This window comes from Collinsella sp. CLA-ER-H7, from assembly GCF_040092345.1.
Lineage (GTDB): Bacteria > Actinomycetota > Coriobacteriia > Coriobacteriales > Coriobacteriaceae > Collinsella.
Genome location: NZ_JBBNLT010000002.1, coordinates 148992 through 171167 on the forward strand (window position 1 = coordinate 148992; position 22176 = coordinate 171167).

A 22176-nucleotide genomic window follows, 5' to 3' on the forward strand; every position below is an offset into this window, starting at 1 on the left:
TCTGCAGGATGTAACCGGCGGTAGTGCCGTTTGGAGGGCAAAATGTCCAAAACTTGGGAAGCAATACATCGCGCGTCCGTGCGTTGCCTGGCTTTAAAAGAAAAGCGCGGAGCCGCTCGATGCGACTCCGCGCTTTGGTGTTCTGCTTTGGCAGCTTTGCCGCTACGCCACGAAGAAGTAGACGAGGAAGGCAAGGGCTGCGATCCACATGAGCGGCTTGATCTTGGAGGCCTCGCCCTTAAAGAGCGCGACGACCACGTAAGCGATAAAGCCCAGGCCGATGCCGGCAGAGATGGAGTAGGTGAAGGGCACGCCGGCGACAATCATGAACGCCGGGAAACCCTGCGACACGTCGGACCAGTCGATCTCGGAGGCCTCGCTCATCATGAGGTAGCCGACGTAGACCAGAGCGCCGCAGGTGGCGGCGCTGGAAACGATGGTGACGATGGGGGAGAAGAACGCAGCGAGAATGAACAGCACGCCGGTGGTGACGGAGGTGAGGCCCGTGCGGCCACCGTCGGCGGCGCCGGAAGTGGACTCGACGAAGGTGGTGATGGAGGAGACACCCATGAAACCGCCCACAGCAGCGGCGGCGGAGTCGACGATCAGGATCTCCTTGATATTCTCGACGTTGCCGTCGTCGGTGAGGAACTCGCCCTGCTTGGCCACGGCCATCGCGGTGCCCATGGTGTCGAAGAAGTCACTCATGAGCAGCGAGAACGAGATGACGAGGAGCGCGGGGTCGGTAAGGACCTTGACGATGGCAGGCACGCCGCCGGCGTCGGCGATGGGGCCACCGATGCTCGAGAAGTCGAGCGGGGCGATGATACCGGTCGGAGCCTGGGTCACACCTAGGGGGATACCGGCGATGACGGCGACGACGATGCCGATGAGCAGCGAGCCCGGCACGTTGCGGGAAGCTAGGGCAACCGTCACGACGATGGAGATGATACCGACGATAAAGGTGGGGGAGGTGATGTCGCCCAGGCCGACGAGCGTACCGGCGCCAGCGGTGATAATGCCGGCATCGCACAGGCCAATCATGGCGATGAACAGGCCCAGACCCACCGAGATGGCGTGACGCAGGACAACCGGGATGGCGTCCATGATGGCCTCGCGCAGGCCACAAAGCACGAGCAGCAAGATGACGACGCCCTCGAGGAAGATGACGCTCATGGCCACGTGCCAGTCACCGCCGCAGACGGTGGTGGTGATTCCGGCGATCATCGCGTTGACGCCTAAGCCCGACGCGCAGGCGAGCGGGCGGTTGGCGAAGATGCCCATGCAGATGGTCATGATGCCGGCGCCCAGGCAGGTGGCGCAGGCGAGCGCTCCCGCATCGATGCCAGCGCCCGAGAGCACCGCGGGGTTGACGGCGATGATGTAGGCCATCGCCAGGAATGTTGTCAGTCCAGCGCGGAGTTCGGTCCCGATTGTGGACTTGCGCTCACTGACGTGAAAAAGTTCGTCCATGCATACCCTTTCCTTGTTCGGCCCCGAGTTTAGGCCGATTGACACGAACTCAACTACTATAGCCCCTATACGACGCTGTTGTTCCTCGCATGTTGATGTTCGGCGCTTTGTAGCAGACGGACGGTATTTTTCGCATGAAAATGTGTGGGTACCGTATACTTAAGCGGTTACAACGACCCCTATGGAGGAACGTATGATTAAAGAGCTTTGCCACGACGAGGCTATCCTGTCCCAGCGTTGCGAGGTTGCGACCGTCGAGGACGAGTCGGTTGCTCAGGACCTGATCGATACCATCAAGTCGCTCGACGATGCCGGCTGCCTTGCCGCTAACCAGATTGGCGTTACCAAGAAGGTTTGCGTCTATCTGGACGACGCCGGCGAGCCCCACGTGCTCTACAACCCCCGTCTGGTGTTTGGCCTGGGCGCCAGCAAGATGGAGGAGAGTTGCCTGACGCACGAGGAGGTCACCAAGTCCACGCGCTATATCAAGTGCAAGGTTGCCTTTGACCAGATCGTCGACGGCAAGATGAAGGAGTGCCGCCGCGACTACGCGGGCTTTGAGGCACAGATGATCCAGCATATGATCGACCACTGCCAAGGTAAACTTGTCTAGGGTGACTACAGCACCGCACTTCGTCTCTTTTGGCCCGGGCATGACGTTGTTGTCATGTCCGGGCTTTTGTGTTTAGCGCCTCTTTGATTGGTGACAATAAGCTTAGAAAGAAAGAACGTAAAGCTAGGAGGCGCCATGTGCACGAGCATTCGATTTACCGATAATTCTGGCCACATGTATCTGGGCCGCAATCTCGACTGGAGCTTTGACTACGGCCAACAGGTTCGCGTGATGCCGCGCGGGTTTCACATTCCGTATTCGTTTATCGACGACGCGACAGCGGCGCACGCGGTGATCGGTATGTGCATCGATTACAGGAACTACCCTATGTTCTTCGATTGCGGCAACGATGCGGGCCTCGCCGTGGCGGGTCTCAATTTCCCGGGTTATGCCGAGTATGCCGAGGACCCTGTCGACGGCAAGACCAATATCGCGGCCTATGAGTTTCCCCTGTGGGTGGCAGCGACGTTCTCGACGGTCGACGAGGTCGAGGCCGCGCTGCGCGATACGGTGATTGTCGCCAAATCTGCCGGAGAGGGGCTGGGCGTGTCGCTGCTCCATTGGATTATCGGCGACAGCCAGCGCAGCATCGTGGTCGAGATGATGGCTGACGGCCTTCATGTATACGACGATCCGGTCGACACCCTTGCCAACCAGCCGACCTTCCCGTGGCACATGGAAAACCTGCGCACCTATATCACCGCCACAAGCGATTTTCCGCAAACGGCGACGTGGCGTGGCGCCGAGCTTAAGCCCTATGGAGCCGGTGCCGGCATGCGCGGCATTCCGGGCGATTGCTATTCGCCGAGCCGTTTTGTAAAGGCGGCGTACCTCAATGCCAATTACCCGCAAAAGGAGAGCGAGACCGAAAACGTCGTTCGCATGTTCCGCTCGCTCGAGGGCGTGGTGATGATTGAGGGGGCGTCCAGGATGGGCGATGGCAAGTTCGAGAAGACTATCTACACCGGATGCTTTAGCGCGCGCACGGGCAATTATTACTACGCGATGTATGGGGATCCGTCGATTCGCTACGTGAGCCTGATGGATGCCGAGGGCGCGAGCCCCGATAGGCTCGTGGTTCCCGAGCCGCGCCGTTCGTAGCCGATAGCTTTACTGCAATGCAAAGCGGCCCTGCGTCTCTCGTGAGGTGCAGGGCCGCTGTCGTTGATTTGTGACGTCGCTAGAAGTTGGCGTCGTTGAGTTGTTCGTTCTCGAGGCCGTCGAGCTGTTGCTGTTCGGGCGTATCGGCGACGCTCTCGAGCAGCTCGGTGGGATCGACGTTCATGTCCCTACCGGCCTCGTTGCCGTTGACCAAGTCGTCCGAGAAGATATCGACTTCCATTTCCTCGGCTTCTTCGATCTGAACCTCGAGCGGCACCTGGGTACGCACGAGCTTAACGGCCGGGCGCATGCGGGCAAACAGCGGCACGTACTCGATGATGATGGCCGAGTTCTCGAGACCGTACCAACGTGCCGGGCTTCCGCAGGCGCGGCGGACGGCGTACTTGATGGCCATGACGCGATGGTCGTTGCGGTTGATGTCCGTCTCGGGAGCAAGCATCTTGCGCAGCATGCAAAAACGGAAGTCGCCTACGTTGCCGCGTGTCTCGTAGATGGAATAGGTGTGATGTTGCGGCGGCAACTCACCCGATGCCATCAGGTCGCCAACGATTTGGCGCAGGTAGGCGTTGATGCGCTGGTTGACCTTAAAGCCCAGGTCCAAGCGCACGCGGAACAGGAAGTCCGTGCCAAAGGTCTCAACGGAATACTCGTGCGTATAGGGCTCGTCGGTAACGTGTACGTTGATGAACCAATATGCCTTGGCGCGCTTGGGATGCTTATCCAAGATGGAGTAGAGCACGTCGCGGTCGAGCGTGAGCGGGTCGGGGCTGTTGGTAAGGAACACCAGATTGTCGGCGAGCACGGGGTAGGTCTCGTCATTGCGCAGGCGATTGAGCTGGTCGATGTACTTGGAGACGGGCAGCAGTATCGTCTGCGTGCGCTCGATGGCGGTGCCGCGGCGCCACACGTACATAAGGCCGAACAGCAATGCGGCCAGGAAGATCATGACGTAGCCGCCGTCAAAGAACATGGTGAGGCACGAAGCGAAGAAGCACAGCTCAATGGCACCAAAGAGCAGGGCGAAGACGCAGGCGCCCAGCTTGTGCTTGAGGATGCCGGCGATGTAGCTCGTCAAAAGCGTCGTGGTCATGAGCATGGTCACGGTAATGGCGAGGCCGTAGGCGCTCTCCATGCGCTCGGAGTTTTGGAACAGCAGCACGATGAAGATGCAGCCGACCCACATGATGTTGTTGACGAGCGGAATATAGAGCTGGCCCTTGGTGTCGCTGGGGTAGTGGATGCGCAGGTGCGGCATGAGGTTGAGACGGGTTGCCTCGGATACCAGCGAGAACGAGCCGGTGATGAGCGCCTGCGAGGCGATGATGGCCGCCACGGCCGAAAGCACGATGGCAAAGGGGCGCAGGGGTTCGGGGAGCATCATATAGAACGGGTTGACGATATCCATCGCGAGCATCTGGGGATTGGAGTTGTTGGCGAGCAGCCAAGCGCCCTGACCCAGATAGTTAAGGATGAGGGCCGCCTTTACGAACGGCCAGGATGCGTAAATGTTAGCCTTGCCCACGTGACCCATGTCCGAATAGAGCGCCTCGGCGCCGGTCGTCGAAAGGAAGACGAAGCCAAGCACCATGATGCCCGAGTGGTTGATGGGCGAGAACAAGAACATGATGCCGCGGATGGGGTTGAGCGCGCGTAGGATGGACAGGTTGCCGAGCATGTTGAACAGGCCGGCGCCCGCCAGGAACAGGAACCATAGCGTCATAAGCGGGCCGAACAGCTTGCCGATTGACGAGGTGCCGGCGCGCTGCATGGCAAACAGACCGCAGATAATGATGATGGTGATGATGATCACATTGGTCTGACCGTCACCCAATAGTGCGTGGCCCCACTCGATGGTACGCAGGCCCTCAATGGCTGTGGTGACCGTGACCGCGGGGGTGAGGATGCCGTCGGCGAGCAGTGCCGCGCCGCCGATCATGGCGGGCAGAATCAGCCATGGCGCCACCTTGCGCACGAGGCTGAACAGGGCGAAGATGCCGCCTTCGTTGTGGTTGTCTGCATTCATGGCAATCAGCACGTACTTGACCGTGGTCACGAGCGTCATGGTCCAGATGACGAGCGAAAGCGCGCCCAGGATCATGTCCTCGCTGACGGTGCCGATGCCGCCGTTGTTGGCGACGATTGATTTCATGGTGTACATGGGGCTCGTGCCGATGTCACCGTAGACGACGCCGAGCGTTACGAGCAGCATGCCAGCGGAGAGGGGAATGGCTCCATGCCCGCCTTGACTACGCTGGTCTTGGAGGCTTGCCTCCAGCTTGTTCTGTGCCACGTGGACTCCCTTGGACATCTGGCCTCTGCAAAGAGCGGTAGACCTTTATGCCATCTTTATACATATAAGAGCAGTTTGGCACATCGGGGTGTTTTAGACAATAATCCCCATCTGGGGATTATTCATATACGCAGGTGGTATTTCAGAGCAGGGGCTATTAAGCACGTGCTGTCTGGGCGATGCCAGCCTTGGTGTTTGCGCGTTTGCCGGCGACTTCGCAAAAGATCGCGCCGCCGATGATCAGCGCGGCGCCCATCAGGCGGACCGGTGTTATGGTTTCGCCCAAAAGGACGGCCGAGAACACGACGGCCGAAAGCGGCTCAAGGTAGCCGACGACGGCGACGGTCTGCACGGGCAGCTTGGCGACGGCGCTAAAGTAGAGCAGGCAACCGATGCCGGTGTTGACAATGCCGAGCATGGCAACGGCGCGCCAATCGATGCCGGCGGCAATGCTGGGGGAGAGGAACGAGGGGGCACCTTGCGTGAAGAGCGTAAGGATCAACGCGGTTACAAAGGCGGCACTCACCTGGAGCGTGGAGTTCTCGAGACCTTTGATATGTGGCGCTCCCTTGCTGGCAACGACCATCAACGCGTAGCAGAAGGCCGAGGCGATGCCGCACACGATGCCCGCGATGGGCATATTGCCGCCGAGGCCTTGGGCCGCGATGAGGAAGGCGCCGCAGGCGACGGCTATGAAGCCGGTAATTTTACCGCCGGTCAGCTTTTCGCCAAAGATGAGCGGGGAGAGCGCCATAACGATGATGGGGCCGCAGTAGTACAGCAGCGAGGATATGCCGACGCCGATCGTCTGGTAGGCGCGGAACAGAAAAATCCAGCTGGCGCCCAGCGCGGCTCCCGAGAGGAGGAGGGCTGCGGCTTCGCGGGGGCGAGATGGCGCCTGCAACTTATGGCGTTGGGTGCTGGCGAGGACGGTGACAAGCGAGAGTGCGCCCAAAAACGTGCGCAGGAGCACGATATCGGAGCTCGGTAGCGCGATGGCAGCGGCGATGATGCCGTTGGAGCCAAACAATAGCAATGCTGCTAGGTACGTAAACAGTCCGTTGTTCATGCGCTGACATCCCCTCTATATCCGAGCATGTTCACTATGGGTGAACTGGCTTTAGAAGAAAAGCGAATATAATGCATGGCAAACATGAAAAAAACTCATGCAAGGGTGGAGGCGTGTCGTGGAAACGAATATTCAAAAGATGCAGGTGCTGCTGGAGACCGTGCGCGCCGGAAGCTTTACGCGTGCTGCCGAGCGCCTGAGCTACTCGCAGTCGGGCGTGAGCCGCATGGTGGCCGATCTTGAAGCCGATTGGGGCTTTAAGGTGCTCGACCGCAGTCGCGAGGGCGTGGTGCTTTCTGCCGACGGGCGGCAGGTGATGCCGGCAGTCGAGGCGTTATGCGAAGAGTTTGGCCGCCTGCAGCGACGCGTGGACGAGATGCGAGGGCTCATGCGTGGCAAGATCTGTATCGGTACGTTTTCGAGTGTGGCGACCCATGTACTGCCACCGGTGATCGCGCTGTTTCGCGCCGATCACCCGGATGTCGATTACGAGCTGCTGATGGGTGATTACTCCGAGATTGAGCAATGGGTGGCGGAAGGCCGCTGCGACCTGGGTTTTATTCCGCGTGAGCCACGCGGCGTCGGCGTGGCGTCGCGGCCGTTGGTGCAAGACGAGCTGATGGCCGTGGTGCCAGCGGGCTCCTCGCTTGCCACCGCGGAGGTCGTTTCCCTTGCCGATTTGGCCAACGAGCAGTTTATTCTGCTGGAACGCGGTAGCGACGACGAGATTACGCCGCTGTTTCGCCGTGCGGGCCTGGCGGTGCGCTCTAAGCTGTCGACCTGGGATGACTATGCGATTATGGCCATGGTCGAGGACGGCCTGGGCGTGAGCATTCTTCCGGCGCTCATCTTGCGCCGCTGCCAGTTCGATGTTGCCGTGCGCCCGCTCGAGGGACATCCTCATCGGCAGATCAACGCCATATACCGCACCGCTGACGTTTCGCTTGCGGCGGCTCGTTTCCTTGAATATCTCTAAAAGCGCGTACCCGTTGTCTACTTTGGGACAATTCTCGAGGCTCGGTACATTTTCTTGTGAAATTGAACTTTCAGATAATGCGCCGCGCTATACTGCTGCCTAAATTGAACTCAGGTTCAATTTGTGTTCTATAAATTGAACTTTGCCAGCAAGGAGGTTCCTGTGGCCCAAGAGACGTTTTGCGATCGCCTGCGACAGACCATGTCCGATCGCGACGTACGCCAGTCGGACGTAATCCGCGCATCGGAGATGCTCGGCAAAAAACTCGGCAAGAGTCAGATGAGCCAATATGTGAGTGGCAAGACGATTCCGCGGCGCGATGTGGCAGAGCTGCTCGCCCGCATTTTGGAGGTCGATGTTACCTGGCTGCTTGCCGGTGACGCCGATCAAGGTGAGACATCATCGCCTCGCAACGATTCCAAGCCAGAACTCCATCCCTCAGCTCAAATTCCAAGGAGCACCATCATGCGTACTTTTTCTAAATCCACCAAACTCGAGAACGTCCTGTATGACGTGCGCGGTCCCGTCGTCGACGAGGCCGCCCGTATGGAGGACGAGGGCGAGCGTATTCTCAAGCTCAACATCGGCAACCCCGCGCCCTTTGGTTTCCGTACGCCCGATGAGGTCATTAAGGATATGCGTCAGCAGCTGCCCGACTGCGAAGGCTATTCCAACTCGCGCGGCCTGTTCTCTGCACGCAAGGCGATTATGCAGTACTCGCAGATCAAGGGCCTGCCCAATGTTCAGATGGAGCACATCTACACGGGCAACGGCGTGTCCGAACTCATTCAGCTTTCGATGAACGCACTGCTCGACAATGGCGACGAGATTCTGATCCCCAGCCCCGACTATCCGCTCTGGACGGCGTGCGCAACCCTTGCCGGCGGTCATCCCGTACATTATTTGTGTGATGAGCAGGCGGATTGGTATCCTGACCTGGAGGATATGGAGTCCAAGATCACGAGCGCGACCAAGGCTCTCGTCATCATCAACCCCAACAACCCCACGGGCTCTGTCTATCCGCGTGAGGTGCTCGAGGGCATCGTTGAGATTGCGCGCAGGCACCAGCTCATGATTTTTGCCGACGAGATCTATGACCGCCTGTGCATGGACGGCTACGAGCATGTCTCCATTGCCTCGCTCGCCCCCGACCTGCCTTGCATTACGTTTAGCGGCCTGTCCAAGTCGCATATGATCGCGGGCTATCGCATTGGCTGGATGGTGCTTTCGGGCAACCAGCGATGCATGAGCGACTTCATCATGGGCGTCAACATGCTCTCTAATATGCGCCTGTGCTCCAACGTGCCAGCCCAGTCGATCGTCCAGACGGCGCTCGGCGGCCATCAGTCGGTCAACGACTACATCCGCCCCGGCGGTCGTGTCTACGAGCAGCGCAACTTTGTGTATGAGGCACTCAACAAGATCGATGGCATCTCGGTGGTCAAGCCGCGCGCGGCGTTCTATATCTTCCCCAAGATGGATGTTAAGAAGTTCAACATCACCGATGACGAGCAGTTTGCCCTCGACCTGCTGCACGAGAAGAAGATCCTGATCACGCGCGGCGGCGGCTTTAACTGGGGCGAGCCCGACCACTTCCGTATCGTGTACCTGCCGCGCATGGAAGTGCTCAAAGAGTCCCTCGACGACCTCGCCGACTTCTTCGATCATTACCGCCAGAGCTAAGGGATAGAGGCTCCATACAATCGAAAGCTCCCTGCAGTTGCTTGGCTGCAGGGAGCTTTCTTGAATCGGTGGAACTAAATAACGATTCCGTTGCAGTGGTCGATTTCGTGCTGGATGATTTCGGCGGTGTAGCCCGAGAAGTTTTTGATGCGGTGGACGAAGTTCTCGTCCAAATACTCCACCTTAATGCGGCGATAGCGGGTGCAGGGACGCTCGCCGATCAGCGAGAGACATCCTTCGCTCGTCTGATAGGCATTGACCTGCTCAAGAATTTGAGGGTTGTACATCAGGAGCGTCCTGTTGCCGTCCTTTACGCAGATGATGCGTTTGCGCACGCCGATCATGTTGGCGGCGAGACCCACGCACTCGTGCTCATGCTCGTGGAGCGTATCCAGGAGGTCCTGCCCGGTCGCGGCATCGTCGGGTCCCGCGTCTTCGGAAGGCAGGCGCAAAAAGAACTCGGATTTCATGATGGGCTTAATCATGGCGGGCTCCTCATGTCTCATGCTTTCGTGGACTTTTAATAATAGCGCGGAAGGAAAGCTGCGCGTTCGCGTTACAATCTTTCGACGTTGGACCATGTTGCCAGACTCGTCGTGTACGGCGTCTGGCGTAAGTCTAGGGCTCATTTTCGCCCTGGACTGTTCCTCTGGGGCGATGCGACTGTCGTTCCAAGAGGAAGGAAATGCATGGGGAGCAAATCTCAGCAACAAGTTCAAGCACCGCCATCGGCCACTGCGGCAATTCTCGTCGTAATGTATATTGCAGCCTTTGTTGCCGCGTTTAACGAGAACATCATTAACGTGGCGTTGCACGACATTATGGCAGCCTTTTTGGTGAGTGCCACCACGGCGCAGTGGCTCGTTTCGGGCTACATGATCGTGACGTCGATCTTTACGGCCATCATGGCCTTCCTGTCCGGCCGATTCTCGACGCGCAAGCTGCTGTTTTTCGCATGCGGATGCATGGTCGCCGGCGAAGTCCTGTGCCTGTTCGCTCCGTCGTTTAGCGTTTTGCTGCCAAGCCGTATTTTGCAGGCCGCGGGATCGGGCATCTTGTTCCCGCTCATGATGGACGTGGTGCTGTCTTGCGCCCCGCGTGAGAAGCTCGGTCTCTACCTGAGCCTGGGCGGCGCCTGCATTACGCTGGGGCCGGCGTTTGGACCCGTGATCAGTGGTCTAATGTGCACGTTGTTTGGCTGGAGGGCGGTGTTCGTAGTACCGCTGGTGGGCGGTATTGTGGTCGCTGCGGCGGGCGTAAAGCATGTTCAGAATGTCGGAGAGCGCTCGAACACCACGCTTGATATTCTGTCGGTTGTTTTGCTCGCCGCCGGCGTTACGGCTTTTGTGTATTCCGTAGGCGAGTTCTCGACCGATTTGATTACCGGCATCGTGACGCTCTTCGCCGCCATTGTGCTGCTCGGCCTGTTTGCGGCCCGCCAGCTCAATCTCGAGCATCCGGTGCTTAACGTGCGTCCCATGGCGAGCGTTCGTTTTTGGCCTGCGTGCCTGCTTGTGGTGGTGTCGATGATGACGACGTTCTCGATGAGCGTTTTGTTGCCGCTCTATTTTGAGGGTGCATACGGCATGACCGCACTTATTGCGGGCTTGCTCATTTTGCCGGCGATTGCCTGCAACGCCGTGACCTCGATTGTAGGCGGACGCGTGATGGACGCCCGCGGCGCATGGCCGCTGCTGCCGGTCGGCTTTGCCCTGATTGCCGTGGGACAGACTGCCATATCGATGACGGCGGCAAGCATGAACATCGGCGTCGTCGTGGCGCTGACCGTTGTGGTGTATGCCGGAGTCGGTTTGGTGCTGAGCCCCTCGCAAACGGCCGGCTTGGAGACGCTGCCTGCCGCTGAACATCCTCACGGAACGGCATTGCTCAACACGTGGAACATGATTGCCGCATCGCTTGGCCCGTCGCTGTTTATCGGCCTGCTCTCGAGCTCTGCGGCGACTGCCGGTGCCGCTGGCGTTGCGACGGACGTTGCCCAGGCGATTGGATTTGCAACTGCCGTGCGTGTGGCGGCTGTAATTGCCGTGGTCGGGTTTGTGGCGTCGCTGGTGTACGCTCGTCGCGAGTCGCACATGTCGCATTAATGTGTGCACATAGATTCTGCAGCTAGATTGGATGGCGACACCATAAACTAATGGACGTTTTGCCGAGAGGCATGATTGTTTAAAGCGCAAAGAGTGCGCGACGGGCCCCGCGAATGGGGCGATGATGCCCGAGAGGGCCAAGAAGGAGTCTCATGTCCGAGAACGAAGAGATCATGAACGAGACCGAGAACGAGACCATGGCTGCCGAGGTCGAGGCAGTCGAGACCGTGGAGACCGAAGCTGCCGAGGTTGAGGCTGCTGACGAGGTTTCCGCCGAGGAGGAGGCCGAGGTTGTCGAGGCCGCCGTTGATTACGATGACGAAGAGCTGATGGACAAGATGCAGAAGGCCGCCCGCCTGCTGCGTAGCCGTCGCTTTGCTATTTCCAAGGAGGAGGAGGCCAAGGCCGAGCGCATGGCGAACATCGAGCGCGCCATCAAGCTTCTTGACCTCAAGCCCAAGATGGAGCAGAAGGAAATGTCTGACCTGCTGGGCATGCGCCTCCGTGAGCTCGATGGCCTGATGGCCGAGGCCGAGGCTGCCGATCTGGTCGGCCGCATCGACGACGCCGAGGGCGATATGCGCAAGATCGTCGTCTTCGCCGCCGAGGATGCCGCTGAGGGCCTGGTCGAGCTTGCCAACAAGAAGGAGAAGCTCCTGCCCGAGCTTTCTTACGAGGAGGCCACCGAGCTGATGGCCGCTCTCGATAAGGTTATTGCTCCGCTCGTCGCTATGGGCCTGGACGAGGACCGCGGTCCTCGCGGCGGCCGTGACGACCGTGGCGGCCGTGGCGGCGACCGTGGCGGTCGCGGCGGCTTTGGCGATCGTGGTGGCCGTGGCGGCGACCGTGGGGGTCGCGGTGGCGATCGTGGTGGCCGTGGCGGCTTTGGTGACCGTGGCGGCGACCGTGGCGGTCGGGGCGGCTTTGGTGGCAACCGTGGTGGCTATGGCGACCGCGGCGGCAACCGTGGCGGCTTTGGCGGCAACCGTGGTGGCGACCGCGGCGGTCGCGGTGGCGACCGCGGCGGCCGCAACGGCGGCGGCTTCCGCGGCAACCGCTTCTAGGGGTTACGCGGTTCTACGAACCGCGTAACTAGTTGACGCTGCGCGCCCACCAGAGCGACAACTTGTCATTCAAAGAGGACGGCATGACCAGAAGGTCTATGCCGTCCTCTTTTCATGTCAATTTGTTCGCTCTGGTGGGCGCTCGCTGTCGGTACCAAAACATCGGCATCCCCAAGGGATCATTTGCTATGCGTCCGAAAATCCACGCTCGTTTGTTTTCTGCCTACATTTGGAGGAAGAGCTCGTGGAGGCGCGTGTCGTCGTCGAGCTCGGGGTGGAAGGTTACGCCGAGCTGGTTGCCCTGACGGGCGGCGACGATACGGCCGTCGACTTTCGCTAAGGCCTTGGCATTGCCGTGCACTTCGACGATGCGGGGTGCACGGATAAATGTTAATGGCACTTCACCGTCGATGCCGGACACCTGGCCCTTGGTGCGAAAACTGCCGAGCTGTCTGCCATAAGCGTTGCGCTCAACGAGTACGTTCATGGTTGCTAGGCGCGGCGTTCCCTTATCGTCGTGTGCGGCAAGATCGCGCGCCAATAGAATCAAGCCGGCGCAGGTGCCAAGGACGGGCATGCCTTCAACAATGTGGGTGCGAAGCTCCTCGAGCATGTCCAACTCATCAAGCAGCTTCCCTTGAACGGTAGACTCGCCGCCGGGAAGTACTAGACGGTCAAAGTCCTGCTGCAAATCGGCCGCCTGCCTCAGCTCAATACAGTGTGCGCCAAGCTCGGATAGTCTTGCCTCGTGCTCGGCAAAAGCGCCTTGGACCGCCAGCACGGCGACCGTCTGGTCTGCATAATCGCTCATGTGCGATCCTTTCTGCCGGACTAGCGCCCGCGCTCCTCCATGATGATCTCGATCTCGTCGGCGTTGATGCCCACCATGGCCTCGCCCAGGTCCTCCGAAAGCTCAGCGATGAGCTTGGCATCGGTGAAGTTTGCCACGGCCTTGACGATGGCGGCTGCGCGCTTGGCGGGGTCGCCGCTCTTAAAGATGCCCGAGCCCACAAAGACGCCTTCGGCGCCCAGCTGCATCATCAGCGCGGCGTCGGCGGGGGTCGCTACGCCGCCGGCGGCAAAGTTCACGACGGGAAGCTTACCCGTGGCATGGACCTCGCGCACCAGCTCGACCGGAACCTGCAGTTGCTTGGCTGCCTCAAAGAGCTCGTCGTCGCGCAGGGCAACAACGTCGCGGATCTGCTTTTGGATCTTGCGCATATGGCGCACAGCCTGGACGACGTCGCCCGTGCCCGGCTCGCCCTTGGTGCGAATCATCGTGGCACCCTCGGCAACACGGCGCAACGCCTCGCCCAGATCGCGGGCGCCGCAGACAAACGGGACGTCAAACTGGGTCTTGTCGATGTGGTAGACATCGTCGGCGGGGGAGAGAACCTCGGACTCATCGATGTAGTCGATCTCGATAGCCTGAAGGACCTGAGCCTCGACGATATGACCGATGCGGCATTTGGCCATGACGGGGATGGAGACGGCCTCTTGAATGCCCTTGATCATCTTGGGGTCACTCATGCGCGAGACGCCGCCTGCGGCACGGATATCGGCCGGGATGCGCTCGAGTGCCATGACGGCGCAGGCGCCTGCCTCTTCGGCGATGCGCGCCTGCTCGGGCGTGGTGACGTCCATGATGACGCCGCCCTTGAGCATCTGCGCGAGCTCGCGATTGAGTTTGACGCGATCGGCCTTGCTGGTCTGTTCTGCCATGGTTGCTCCCTTGGTTGGCATGTGCATTGCTTGACGGAACATCCTATCGGGGAGCTGGGTATGGCGAAATACTCAGTTTTCGAGATAATAACAAGGTCAGACTAATACCAGATTGAATGGCTTAATAAGGTCAGGTGATAGGCTCATGCTTGACTACAATTTGGAAAAACGCGGCGAAGCATCGCTCTATGAGTATGTTTACCAGCAAATTCGAGACGATATTGTTGCTGGACGCATTGCGGCGGGGGAGCATTTGCCGTCTAAGCGCGCCTTTGCCAGTCATCTGGGAATCAGTGTCATTACTATCGAAAATGCATATAGCCAGTTACTTGCCGAGGGCTATATTTGCTCAATGCCGCGTCGTGGCTACTACGCTTGCGAGCTTCCGGATGCACCGGTTTTGCCTTTGGCTACGGGGAACATCGACCGAGATGCCGTCTCTGTGGGCCCCAGCGCGCATGATGTCAACGGACAGGTCGAGCGATTCGACGCGCTCTCTCCTTCCGCTTTGGAGGCGGCGCGGCTTTGGCAAAGCGCACTGCGGGCGACGCTGGCATCCGAAGACGAGCGCGAGATCTTTTCGCCCGCACCGGCACAGGGCACCGCTCGGCTACGACGCGCAATTGCTCGCCATCTGCGCGGGACAAGGGGTATGAATGTCAATTCCGATAACATTGTTATCGGTGCGGGCGCCCAGCTGCTCGATACCATGTTGGTTCAGCTGCTTGGAGCCGACAAGGTGTATGCCGTTGAGGATCCGGGCTATTTACGCCTGACGCGCATCTATCAGGCTATGGGCTGCAAAGTTCGACATATCCCGTTGGATGATGAGGGCGTGGACTTGAGCACTCTGCAGAAAAGCGGGACCGATGTCCTTCACCTGATGCCGTCCCATCAGTATCCGACCGGCCTTGTGACGAGCATTGCACGTCGCTACGCGCTGCTGAGCTGGGCCGCCGAGCGACCAGGTCGGTATCTCATCGAAGATGACTTTGATTGTGAGTTTCGCCTTGCCGGCAAACCGATTCCCACGCTCGCGTCAATCGATGCCGCTCAGTCGGTTATCTACACCAACACGTTTTCGAAGAGCCTGTCATCGGCGTTGCGTCTAGCGTACATGGTGTTGCCCGATGAGCTAATGGAGCGGTTTAGGCGCAACCTTGGTTTTTACGCCTCATCGGTGAGTTCTGTTGACCAAGTCGCTTTGGCTCGCTTGCTGGAATCGGGTGATTATGAGCGGTATGTGAACCGTGTGCGCGTGCGTGCTCGCGAGGCGCGCGATGGCCTGGCGTCGCTTGTACGGAAAGCGTTTCCGGCGGGGGAGGTCTCGATTGAACATGCAGACGCAGGCCTTTACTGCACCGTGGCTGCAGAGCGCGGAGCGGGTGGAAGCTCTTTTGTGCGGGCCCTCACGCGCTCGGGTATCCCGTTCGTCGATGTCAGTGACTGCTATTGGTGTGCCGATGGCGCATCTGTCCCTGAAAACTCAAGTCAAATTCTTGTTCAGTATGACGATTTGAGTCCAAAAGTGCTTAATACCTTGGAATTGCAGCTAATGGGAGCACTCTGCAACCTAAGTGAGTAGACCTTTGGAACTTTGGCGACCAGGCAGTTTTGTAACAAGCTATCTACCTGCGGTTTTGAAAAGCAGGATGACCGGCCTGCTCGGGATGTTCAAAAAAGTCTACTCACTTGCCGCGCAAAGTTTCTGCATAAGAAAAAAATGGGGTTTTCAACAGGGCTTCGTCCAGCTCTCGACAAGCTTTTGGCCAGTTGGGGAGGGCTGTTGAAAACTTGGCAGTCCGTTCGGCGCCATTTTTGGTGCGTTCGCGCCAATGCGTGACTGACTGGGTTGAAATTCGTGTTCTCCTGTGCCTATGAAGGATCTACTTTGTGACATATCGGCTTTTAGGTACTGGCGTTTGCCCCCTCAAGTCCGCGCTTTGTGTCCGCCGCTTCCGCGACCGGAAGAAGACCGGCAGCGATATGACCTCGCCCGTAACCCGACGGCTGCGGTTGCACTCGGCTTTCCGTTGTATACATTGGTTCGGACGAGAAACAAACGGACTTGTCCTGCCAGCATTAGGCAGCGGCTGTTCCTTGGTGAGCTTCCCAGGGAATCCGTGCTGGAAACGGAGCATGGGTTTTTGATTACGTCTCCTCTACTGACGGCATTCATCATGTTGCGGCATCTGACGGATCTTCAGCTTCTTTTGGTATTGGCGGAGATGTGTGGCTTGTTTGCGGTGTGTGCCCTGCCGGCGGCACTTGAGGCGGAGCTTTCGCGTGCAATTGATTCGGGCGCGATTTCGACAACGTTCGGTTGGGTGCGCTGCCCGTCCGAGGACGGCACCGCCTCAAATTTATGGCGTCGAGACGCTTTGGTTTTGGGCGGAGACCTTGACCGTTTTTGTTCAGATGTTTGCGGGATGCGTTACGGCAATAGATTTATGGCGGTATCGCAACTCGTTCCATTGGGTGCCGCGTCGCCTTTTGAGGTCGAGGCGTATTTGCTACTTGCACTGCCGCGATCCCTGGGAGGCGAAGGTTTTTGCGGCATAGAGCTTAATGTTGAAGTGACGTTAAGCACAAGTGCCCGAGCGATTGTGGGAAAGTCCCGTGTATATATCGACCTACTTCTTTCTTCACCGGACGGTAAGCGACAGGTGGCCATTGAATGTCAGGGAAAGGCCTCGCACGGACGCGCAGGGGATGGCTTGCGTGACGCTGACCGCATGACAGCCCTTCAGGCCATGGGCTACGATGTACTTCTCCTGACACACAGACAGATATCCGATGAGGATAGATTCCGCGCGATCGTTAAGGCCATATGCAGGATGCTCGATGCTGAATATCGTGATAAAAGCTCGGATGAGCAAAGGGCTGAGACATTACTCCGGTCTGAACTATTCGTTGACTGGACAAAATTGGGAGTAATTGACGGAAAGATGCCCGTTAGACACAAAACAGCTCGATCGTGGACGGCTGCGGTTCTAAGTGAGTAGGCTTTTGGCACTTTGGAGACCAGGCCGTTTTGCAACAAGGCATTTACCTGCGGCTTTATAAAGTGATATGGATGGCCTGCTCGGCAAGTTTCGAAAAGTCTACTCACTTAGTTTTTGACGAGAGACCGGTGCCGAAGATAGCTCTATTTCAGGGCGTTAACGAGTCCTCGAGACACAAAAAGGCCCGAACCAATACGGTCCGGGCCTCATCGAGCTAGAGGTTATGTCTCAAGCGGTTGGCTTAGCCAAAGTAGCGCTTCAGCAGGCCGGCGAAAGCCTTGCCGTGGCGAGCCTCGTCGCGAGCCATCTCGTGCACGGTGTCGTGGATGGCATCGAGACCAGCGGCCTTGGCGCGCTTGGCAAGATCGGTCTTGCCGGCGGTGGCGCCGTTCTCGGCCTCAACGCGCATCTCGAGGTTCTTCTTGGTGGAGTCGGTCACGACCTCGCCCAGGAGCTCAGCGAACTTGGCGGCGTGCTCGGCCTCCTCGTGGGCAGCCTTCTCCCAGTACAGGCCGATCTCGGGGTAGCCCTCGCGATGAGCGACGCGAGCCATGGCCAGGTACATACCGACCTCAGAGCACTCGCCCTCAAAGTTGGCGCGCAGGTCGGCAACGATGTCCTCGGAGACGCCCTCCATCTTGGCGACGCCCACGACGTGCTCGGCAGCCCACTCGAGCTGGCCCTCCTCCTGCTTCAGGAAACGAGAACCGGGAACGCCGCACTGGGGGCACTTGAAGTCCTCGGGCAGCTGGTCGCCGTCGAACTCTTCCACATAACCGCAAACGGGGCAAACAAACTTCATGATTCGATCCTTTCGATCGATGGCGATGGGGCGCTTGTCCGGTCCCGTAAGGGCCCTCTCCGGACGTGCGTCTTGACGAGTTCTATTATCCATAAATGCAACCAAATGTGAAGCCTATTAGGAATGATTTTTAATAAAACAATTTTGAGATATGAAGATGTTGATTGATTAACGATTGGCAGGTTGTCTTTGACCGCCGCTGAGTACAATCGGTCGAGCAAATGTTGACCAATCAACAAATGAAGGAGTTTCCTTTATGCATCTAGCCCGCCGCGCCTGGTGCCGAACGTATCAAACGGCTTTTCGCATCGCATTGCCGGTGCTGCCCTATACCGAGCCACGCATTTTGGAGCACGCTGAGGATGTGCTCGCAGTGCTTCAAAAGCGCTCGATTCAGAAGGTTCTTATCGTGACAGACCCTGGTATTGCACGTTTGGGGCTCACGGCATCGCTCGAGCGTGCGCTTACGGCTCAGGGGATTGGCGTTACGGTCTATGCCGAAACGAGTATGAACCCCACGGTCTCGAATGTGGAGGAAGCGGCGGCGCTGTATCGCGAGAGCGACTGCCGGGCCATTATCGGCTTTGGTGGCGGTTCGGCCATGGACTGCGCCAAGGGTGTGGGGGCGCGCATTGCGCAGCCAAACAAGCCCATCAACAAGATGCGCGGCCTACTGCGGATTCATCATCGCCTGCCGCTGCTCATTGCCGTTCCCACCACGGCAGGCACGGGAAGCGAGGTCACGCTTGCAGCGGTAATTACCGATGGCGAGACGCACTACAAGTACCCCATTAACGACTTTGTGCTTATCCCGCGCTTTGCGGTGCATGACCCCGAGTTTACGCGCGGTCTGCCCGCCTCCATTACGGGGCAGACGGGTATGGATGCCCTGACGCATGCTGTCGAGGCCTTTATCGGGCGAAGCACCACGCCCTATACGCGTAAGATGGCGCGTCAGGCGGTCCAGCTCATCCATGACAATTTGCTCGAGGCCTATGAGCATGGCGATAACATGCGTGCGCGTCGCAACATGCTTTCGGCGGCGTATAAGGCGGGTGTTGCCTTTACGCGCTCCTATGTTGGATACGTTCATGCCATCGCACACAGCCTGGGCGGGCGTTACGGGATTCCGCACGGCTTGGCCAACGCCATCATCCTGCCGCATATGCTTCGCGCCTATGGCGAAACTGCTGCTCCTAAGCTCGCCGATCTCGCCCGCATGGCCGGTATCGCGCCGGCTAACGCGCAGGACAGCCTGGCGGCCGAGGCCTTTATCGATTGGGTCGATCGAATGAACGCCGCCTTGGGCATTCCCAAATATGTGACGGGCATTCGCCGCTCTGACATTCCCGAAATGGCGGCGCATGCCGATGCCGAGGCCAATCCCCTGTACCCCGTTCCGCTCCTAATGGACCGCTTGGAGCTCGAACGTATGTACGAGGTCGTCGCGGGTGGTATGTTTGAGGACGAGAACTAGGAGGGTACATGAACACCGAGGAAATTGCGCGCATCGTCGGCAATCAGCGCACCTACTTTAAGACGCACGCCACGTTTGATGTCGATGCTCGACGTCGCGCGCTCGCGAGCTTACGCGATGCGGTGCGGGCCCACGAGGCCGATATTGCCCATGCGCTCAAGACCGATTTGGGTAAGTCGCATGACGAGGCCTACATGTGCGAGATTGGCACGTCGCTTTCCGAGATTCGCCATCAGATTGCGCATGTGGCTCGATGGAGTCGTCCGCGCCTGCGTCCGTGCGACCTCGCTAACGCCGTGAGCGTGTGCAAAACGCAAGCCGTGCCCTATGGTGTCACGCTCATCATGGCGCCCTGGAACTATCCGTTTTTGCTGACGCTCGAGCCGCTCGCTGGCGCCCTTGCCGCGGGCAATACTGTGGTCATCAAGCCGAGCGCCTATGCTCCGGCATCGAGCGCGGTGCTCAGGCAAATCTGTGAAGAGGCATTTGATCCGCGCCTGGTGACGGTTGTCGAGGGCGGGCGCGCCGAAAACGAAGCGTTGCTCGATGAGTGCTGGGACAAGATCTTCTTTACCGGTAGCGTTCCGGTCGGCAAGCTCGTCATGGAGCGCGCGAGTAAAAACCTCACGCCCGTGACGCTTGAGCTGGGCGGCAAGAGCCCCTGCATCGTGGATGCGACGGCAAACTTGAAGGTCGCGGCACGGCGTATCGCCTTTGGCAAATGGCTCAACGTAGGGCAGACCTGCGTGGCGCCCGACTACCTGCTGGTCGATACGCGCGTGCACGACGAGCTGCTGGGCCTCATCAAGGAAGAGGTCCGCCGTATGTTTGGCGAGCATCCGCTCGATAACGAGGATTACGGGCATATCGTCAATGCTAAGCATTTTGCGCGCGTGCGCGGGCTGATCGATCCCGATAAGGTCGTGCTGGGAGGCACGGCGCGCGAGTCGTCGCTCAAGATTGAGCCGACGATTTTAGACGGTGTGGCGCCTGAGGACGCCGTAATGCAGGAGGAGATTTTCGGCCCCATCTTACCGGTACTGACGTTTGAGAGCCTAGACGAGGCCGAGACGTTTATTACGGATCGTCCGACGCCGCTGGCCCTGTATATCTTTAGTCGGGATCGCGAGGTTCAGCAGCGCTTTGTGCGCTACGTGCCTTTTGGCGGCGGCTGCGTTAACGACACCATCATGCACTTGGCTACGAGCCATATGGGCTTTGGCGGCATGGGCGCGAGCGGCATGGGGCAGTACCATGGCCGCGAAAGCTTCGATACGTTTAGCCACAAGAAGAGCATCGTGAACAAGGCAACCTGGCTGGACGTGCCATTCCGCTATGCGCCCTACGCAAGCTGGAAGCACAAGTTCGTGCGCATGTTTGTACACTAGAATCAGATGGCGTAGCGACAAACGGTCGAAAAGACACGAGGTGGGGCGAATTTGTGTCCGCACGAGTTCGTAGACTTCTCAATAAGGTTAAGCGCCGGTTTATCCGGCCGTTAGGGGAGTTGCCATGTACGAGCCTTCACGTGTTCTTCTGTCGTTTCATATTGCGGGATTTCAGTATGCCGACGGCGCTTTGGTCCTAGGCGATCTTAAAGCGGGCGATAAACTGACGCTGTGCGCCGAGCGCGATAATCCCCATGACTCCGAGGCGGTTGCAATCTACTATGGCAAGACCAAACTTGGCTATGTTCCGGGAAACGAGGTCGGCCCGCTGTCCTTGATGATGTATTACGGCCACGATGACGTATTTGAGGCCCGCGTGCAACAGGTCGCTCCCGAACGCAGCCCGTGGCATCAGGTGCGCGTTGGACTCTACGTGGTGGATGCTCGCTAGTCGGTAAAGGGGACTGCCATGTTTGATGACGACGACCAGTTCGATCTGGCAGACGATCCGTTTGAGTGGGATATGCTACTCGATGACGATGAGTTGGAGCAGGATCGCAAAAAGCAAAAGGACAAGAATGCCCAGGGTGACGCTTCGAAAAAGCAAGACAAACGCCGCCGCGGACTGTTCGGCGGGCTCTTTGGATAACCGCCACATCGCTGCGTCTGTATACTTAGCACGAGTTGAACACGTTGCGAAATGAGGGCATAAACGATGATGTGGTTTACCGCCGACCTGCACCTGGGCGATACGAATATCTTGCACGACATGGATCGGCCGTTTGGCTCGGTCGAGGAGATGAATCGCAAGGTCATCGATGCCATCAATGAGTGCGTGGCTGCGGATGACCGCCTCTATATTCTGGGTGACTTTACCTATCGTTTGCCCCTGGCGGATGCTGTGCGCCTGCGCGAGCGTATCGAATGCCAAAACGTGACGCTCATACGGGGCAACCATGACGTCGATTGGGAAGATCCCGACGCACCGCAGATTTGGGAAGACGTGCGCGATTACCTGGAGATTACTCCCGGCTATGCCAAGGGCCATCGTCTGGTGATGAGTCATTACCCCATGCTCAGCTGGAATGGTAAGGCGCGTGGCGCCATCATGCTACACGGGCATATCCACAGCAGAGGAGACCGCACCAACGTGCGCAACCGCGATCGCGAGCGCCCTGTCTTTCGCTACGATGTCGGCCTCGACGCCAACGAGTACAGGCCCGTAAGCCGAGATCAAATCCTTGGCTTCTTTGGACTGTAATTCTCGAACCACCACAAAGGGAGCTGGTAACTTTGCGGTGGTTCTGGCGCCGTTGCCATTATGGTGGCGGTGCCTTTTTTGTCCGTGCGGCGCGGTAGAGTGTAAGCGGTTGAAATTTGCGTCCAT

20 protein-coding genes are annotated in these 22176 nt (G+C 58.6%); 13 read left to right on the plus strand and 7 right to left on the minus strand.

Going from position 1 to position 22176, the window contains the following annotated elements:
* Positions 1 to 162: 162 nt before the first annotated feature.
* Entirely contained in the window at positions 163 to 1473 is a 1311-nt protein-coding gene (locus tag AAAX75_RS02040; protein ID WP_349090924.1) for an NCS2 family permease, read from the minus strand.
* Positions 1474 to 1666: 193 nt separating this feature from the next.
* Between AAAX75_RS02040 and AAAX75_RS02045 the strand changes: the two genes are divergently transcribed.
* Together AAAX75_RS02045 and bsh are read left to right on the plus strand one after the other, a co-directional pair.
* The gene (locus AAAX75_RS02045) at positions 1667 to 2086 is read left to right on the plus strand and encodes a peptide deformylase (RefSeq protein WP_022094377.1); all 420 of its coding nucleotides are present in this window, start codon (positions 1667 to 1669) and stop codon (positions 2084 to 2086) included.
* A 135-nt stretch (positions 2087 to 2221) separates the two neighbouring features.
* Positions 2222 to 3187 (plus strand): choloylglycine hydrolase, encoded by a 966-nt coding sequence (gene bsh / locus AAAX75_RS02050; RefSeq protein ID WP_035137018.1) that lies wholly within the window; start codon positions 2222 to 2224, stop codon positions 3185 to 3187.
* Positions 3188 to 3266: 79 nt separating this feature from the next.
* Here the strand turns inward: bsh and AAAX75_RS02055 are convergent, their stop codons facing one another.
* Together AAAX75_RS02055 and AAAX75_RS02060 are read right to left on the minus strand one after the other, a co-directional pair.
* Complete coding sequence (locus AAAX75_RS02055; RefSeq protein WP_349090925.1) at positions 3267 to 5516, minus strand: KUP/HAK/KT family potassium transporter; 2250 nt, start codon at positions 5514 to 5516, stop codon at positions 3267 to 3269.
* 139 nt (positions 5517 to 5655) lie between these two features.
* Entirely contained in the window at positions 5656 to 6567 is a 912-nt protein-coding gene (locus tag AAAX75_RS02060) for a DMT family transporter (RefSeq protein WP_349090926.1), read from the minus strand.
* A gap of 118 nt (positions 6568 to 6685) precedes the next feature.
* Here AAAX75_RS02060 and AAAX75_RS02065 point away from each other — a divergent pair, with 118 nt between their 5' ends.
* Positions 6686 to 7543, plus strand: a complete 858-nt coding sequence (locus AAAX75_RS02065) for a LysR family transcriptional regulator (RefSeq protein WP_349090927.1) — start codon at positions 6686 to 6688, stop codon at positions 7541 to 7543.
* Positions 7544 to 7744: 201 nt separating this feature from the next.
* Positions 7745 to 9226 carry an aminotransferase class I/II-fold pyridoxal phosphate-dependent enzyme gene (locus AAAX75_RS02070; RefSeq protein ID WP_349090974.1) on the plus strand — a complete coding sequence of 494 codons (1482 nt, stop codon included), beginning with the start codon at positions 7745 to 7747 and terminating at the stop codon, positions 9224 to 9226.
* A gap of 74 nt (positions 9227 to 9300) precedes the next feature.
* Here AAAX75_RS02070 and AAAX75_RS02075 read toward each other — a convergent pair whose 3' ends face one another.
* Entirely contained in the window at positions 9301 to 9711 is a 411-nt protein-coding gene (locus AAAX75_RS02075; RefSeq protein WP_055286616.1) for a peptide deformylase, read from the minus strand.
* Between the two features lie 204 nt (positions 9712 to 9915).
* Between AAAX75_RS02075 and AAAX75_RS02080 the strand changes: the two genes are divergently transcribed.
* Positions 9916 to 11331 (plus strand): MFS transporter, encoded by a 1416-nt coding sequence (locus AAAX75_RS02080; protein ID WP_349090928.1) that lies wholly within the window; start codon positions 9916 to 9918, stop codon positions 11329 to 11331.
* Positions 11332 to 11483: 152 nt separating this feature from the next.
* Positions 11484 to 12395 (plus strand): hypothetical protein, encoded by a 912-nt coding sequence (locus AAAX75_RS02085; RefSeq protein WP_349090929.1) that lies wholly within the window; start codon positions 11484 to 11486, stop codon positions 12393 to 12395.
* Between the two features lie 223 nt (positions 12396 to 12618).
* Here the strand turns inward: AAAX75_RS02085 and pdxT are convergent, their stop codons facing one another.
* Both pdxT and pdxS read right to left on the minus strand, forming a co-directional pair.
* Positions 12619 to 13206: a pyridoxal 5'-phosphate synthase glutaminase subunit PdxT gene (gene pdxT, locus AAAX75_RS02090; RefSeq protein WP_349090930.1), complete on the minus strand. Its 588-nt coding sequence runs from the start codon at positions 13204 to 13206 to the stop codon at positions 12619 to 12621.
* A gap of 20 nt (positions 13207 to 13226) precedes the next feature.
* Positions 13227 to 14117, minus strand: a complete 891-nt coding sequence (gene pdxS / locus AAAX75_RS02095) for a pyridoxal 5'-phosphate synthase lyase subunit PdxS (RefSeq protein WP_022094325.1) — start codon at positions 14115 to 14117, stop codon at positions 13227 to 13229.
* A gap of 145 nt (positions 14118 to 14262) precedes the next feature.
* On the opposite strand from pdxS, the gene AAAX75_RS02100 reads away from it, so the two are divergent.
* The gene (locus AAAX75_RS02100; protein WP_349090931.1) at positions 14263 to 15702 is read left to right on the plus strand and encodes a PLP-dependent aminotransferase family protein; all 1440 of its coding nucleotides are present in this window, start codon (positions 14263 to 14265) and stop codon (positions 15700 to 15702) included.
* A 538-nt stretch (positions 15703 to 16240) separates the two neighbouring features.
* Positions 16241 to 17122, plus strand: a complete 882-nt coding sequence (locus AAAX75_RS02105) for a hypothetical protein (protein ID WP_349090932.1) — start codon at positions 16241 to 16243, stop codon at positions 17120 to 17122.
* Positions 17123 to 17363: 241 nt separating this feature from the next.
* Here the strand turns inward: AAAX75_RS02105 and AAAX75_RS02110 are convergent, their stop codons facing one another.
* Positions 17364 to 17927, minus strand: coding sequence for a ferritin family protein (locus tag AAAX75_RS02110; protein ID WP_070097113.1), 564 nt, complete (start codon positions 17925 to 17927; stop codon positions 17364 to 17366).
* A 253-nt stretch (positions 17928 to 18180) separates the two neighbouring features.
* Here AAAX75_RS02110 and AAAX75_RS02115 point away from each other — a divergent pair, with 253 nt between their 5' ends.
* The 5 genes from AAAX75_RS02115 (at position 18181) to AAAX75_RS02135 (ending at position 22050) form a co-directional block, all read left to right on the plus strand.
* Complete coding sequence (locus AAAX75_RS02115; RefSeq protein ID WP_349090933.1) at positions 18181 to 19401, plus strand: iron-containing alcohol dehydrogenase; 1221 nt, start codon at positions 18181 to 18183, stop codon at positions 19399 to 19401.
* Between the two features lie 8 nt (positions 19402 to 19409).
* The gene (locus AAAX75_RS02120) at positions 19410 to 20789 is read left to right on the plus strand and encodes an aldehyde dehydrogenase (protein WP_349090934.1); all 1380 of its coding nucleotides are present in this window, start codon (positions 19410 to 19412) and stop codon (positions 20787 to 20789) included.
* Between the two features lie 124 nt (positions 20790 to 20913).
* Positions 20914 to 21240: an HIRAN domain-containing protein gene (locus AAAX75_RS02125; RefSeq protein WP_349090935.1), complete on the plus strand. Its 327-nt coding sequence runs from the start codon at positions 20914 to 20916 to the stop codon at positions 21238 to 21240.
* A gap of 18 nt (positions 21241 to 21258) precedes the next feature.
* A complete protein-coding gene (locus tag AAAX75_RS02130) occupies positions 21259 to 21438 on the plus strand; it encodes a hypothetical protein (protein WP_349090936.1) in 180 nt (59 codons plus the stop codon).
* 66 nt (positions 21439 to 21504) lie between these two features.
* Positions 21505 to 22050 (plus strand): metallophosphoesterase, encoded by a 546-nt coding sequence (locus AAAX75_RS02135; protein ID WP_349090937.1) that lies wholly within the window; start codon positions 21505 to 21507, stop codon positions 22048 to 22050.
* Positions 22051 to 22176 lie beyond the last annotated feature (126 nt).

Excerpts from the sequence above, each read along its gene's own strand:
- AAAX75_RS02040 (WP_349090924.1), bottom strand. The coding sequence starts at position 1,473 with ATGGACGAACTTTTTCACGTCAGTGAGCGCAAGTCCACAATCGGGACC.
- AAAX75_RS02045 (WP_022094377.1), top strand. The coding sequence starts at position 1,667 with ATGATTAAAGAGCTTTGCCACGACGAGGCTATCCTGTCCCAGCGTTGC.
- bsh (WP_035137018.1), top strand. The coding sequence starts at position 2,222 with ATGTGCACGAGCATTCGATTTACCGATAATTCTGGCCACATGTATCTG.
- AAAX75_RS02055 (WP_349090925.1), bottom strand. The coding sequence starts at position 5,516 with ATGTCCAAGGGAGTCCACGTGGCACAGAACAAGCTGGAGGCAAGCCTC.
- AAAX75_RS02060 (WP_349090926.1), bottom strand. The coding sequence starts at position 6,567 with ATGAACAACGGACTGTTTACGTACCTAGCAGCATTGCTATTGTTTGGC.
- AAAX75_RS02070 (WP_349090974.1), top strand. The coding sequence starts at position 7,745 with ATGTCCGATCGCGACGTACGCCAGTCGGACGTAATCCGCGCATCGGAG.
- AAAX75_RS02075 (WP_055286616.1), bottom strand. The coding sequence starts at position 9,711 with ATGATTAAGCCCATCATGAAATCCGAGTTCTTTTTGCGCCTGCCTTCC.
- AAAX75_RS02080 (WP_349090928.1), top strand. The coding sequence starts at position 9,916 with ATGGGGAGCAAATCTCAGCAACAAGTTCAAGCACCGCCATCGGCCACT.
- AAAX75_RS02085 (WP_349090929.1), top strand. The coding sequence starts at position 11,484 with ATGTCCGAGAACGAAGAGATCATGAACGAGACCGAGAACGAGACCATG.
- pdxT (WP_349090930.1), bottom strand. The coding sequence starts at position 13,206 with ATGAGCGATTATGCAGACCAGACGGTCGCCGTGCTGGCGGTCCAAGGC.
- pdxS (WP_022094325.1), bottom strand. The coding sequence starts at position 14,117 with ATGGCAGAACAGACCAGCAAGGCCGATCGCGTCAAACTCAATCGCGAG.
- AAAX75_RS02100 (WP_349090931.1), top strand. The coding sequence starts at position 14,263 with ATGCTTGACTACAATTTGGAAAAACGCGGCGAAGCATCGCTCTATGAG.
- AAAX75_RS02115 (WP_349090933.1), top strand. The coding sequence starts at position 18,181 with ATGCATCTAGCCCGCCGCGCCTGGTGCCGAACGTATCAAACGGCTTTT.
- AAAX75_RS02120 (WP_349090934.1), top strand. The coding sequence starts at position 19,410 with ATGAACACCGAGGAAATTGCGCGCATCGTCGGCAATCAGCGCACCTAC.
- AAAX75_RS02125 (WP_349090935.1), top strand. The coding sequence starts at position 20,914 with ATGTACGAGCCTTCACGTGTTCTTCTGTCGTTTCATATTGCGGGATTT.
- AAAX75_RS02130 (WP_349090936.1), top strand. The coding sequence starts at position 21,259 with ATGTTTGATGACGACGACCAGTTCGATCTGGCAGACGATCCGTTTGAG.
- AAAX75_RS02135 (WP_349090937.1), top strand. The coding sequence starts at position 21,505 with ATGATGTGGTTTACCGCCGACCTGCACCTGGGCGATACGAATATCTTG.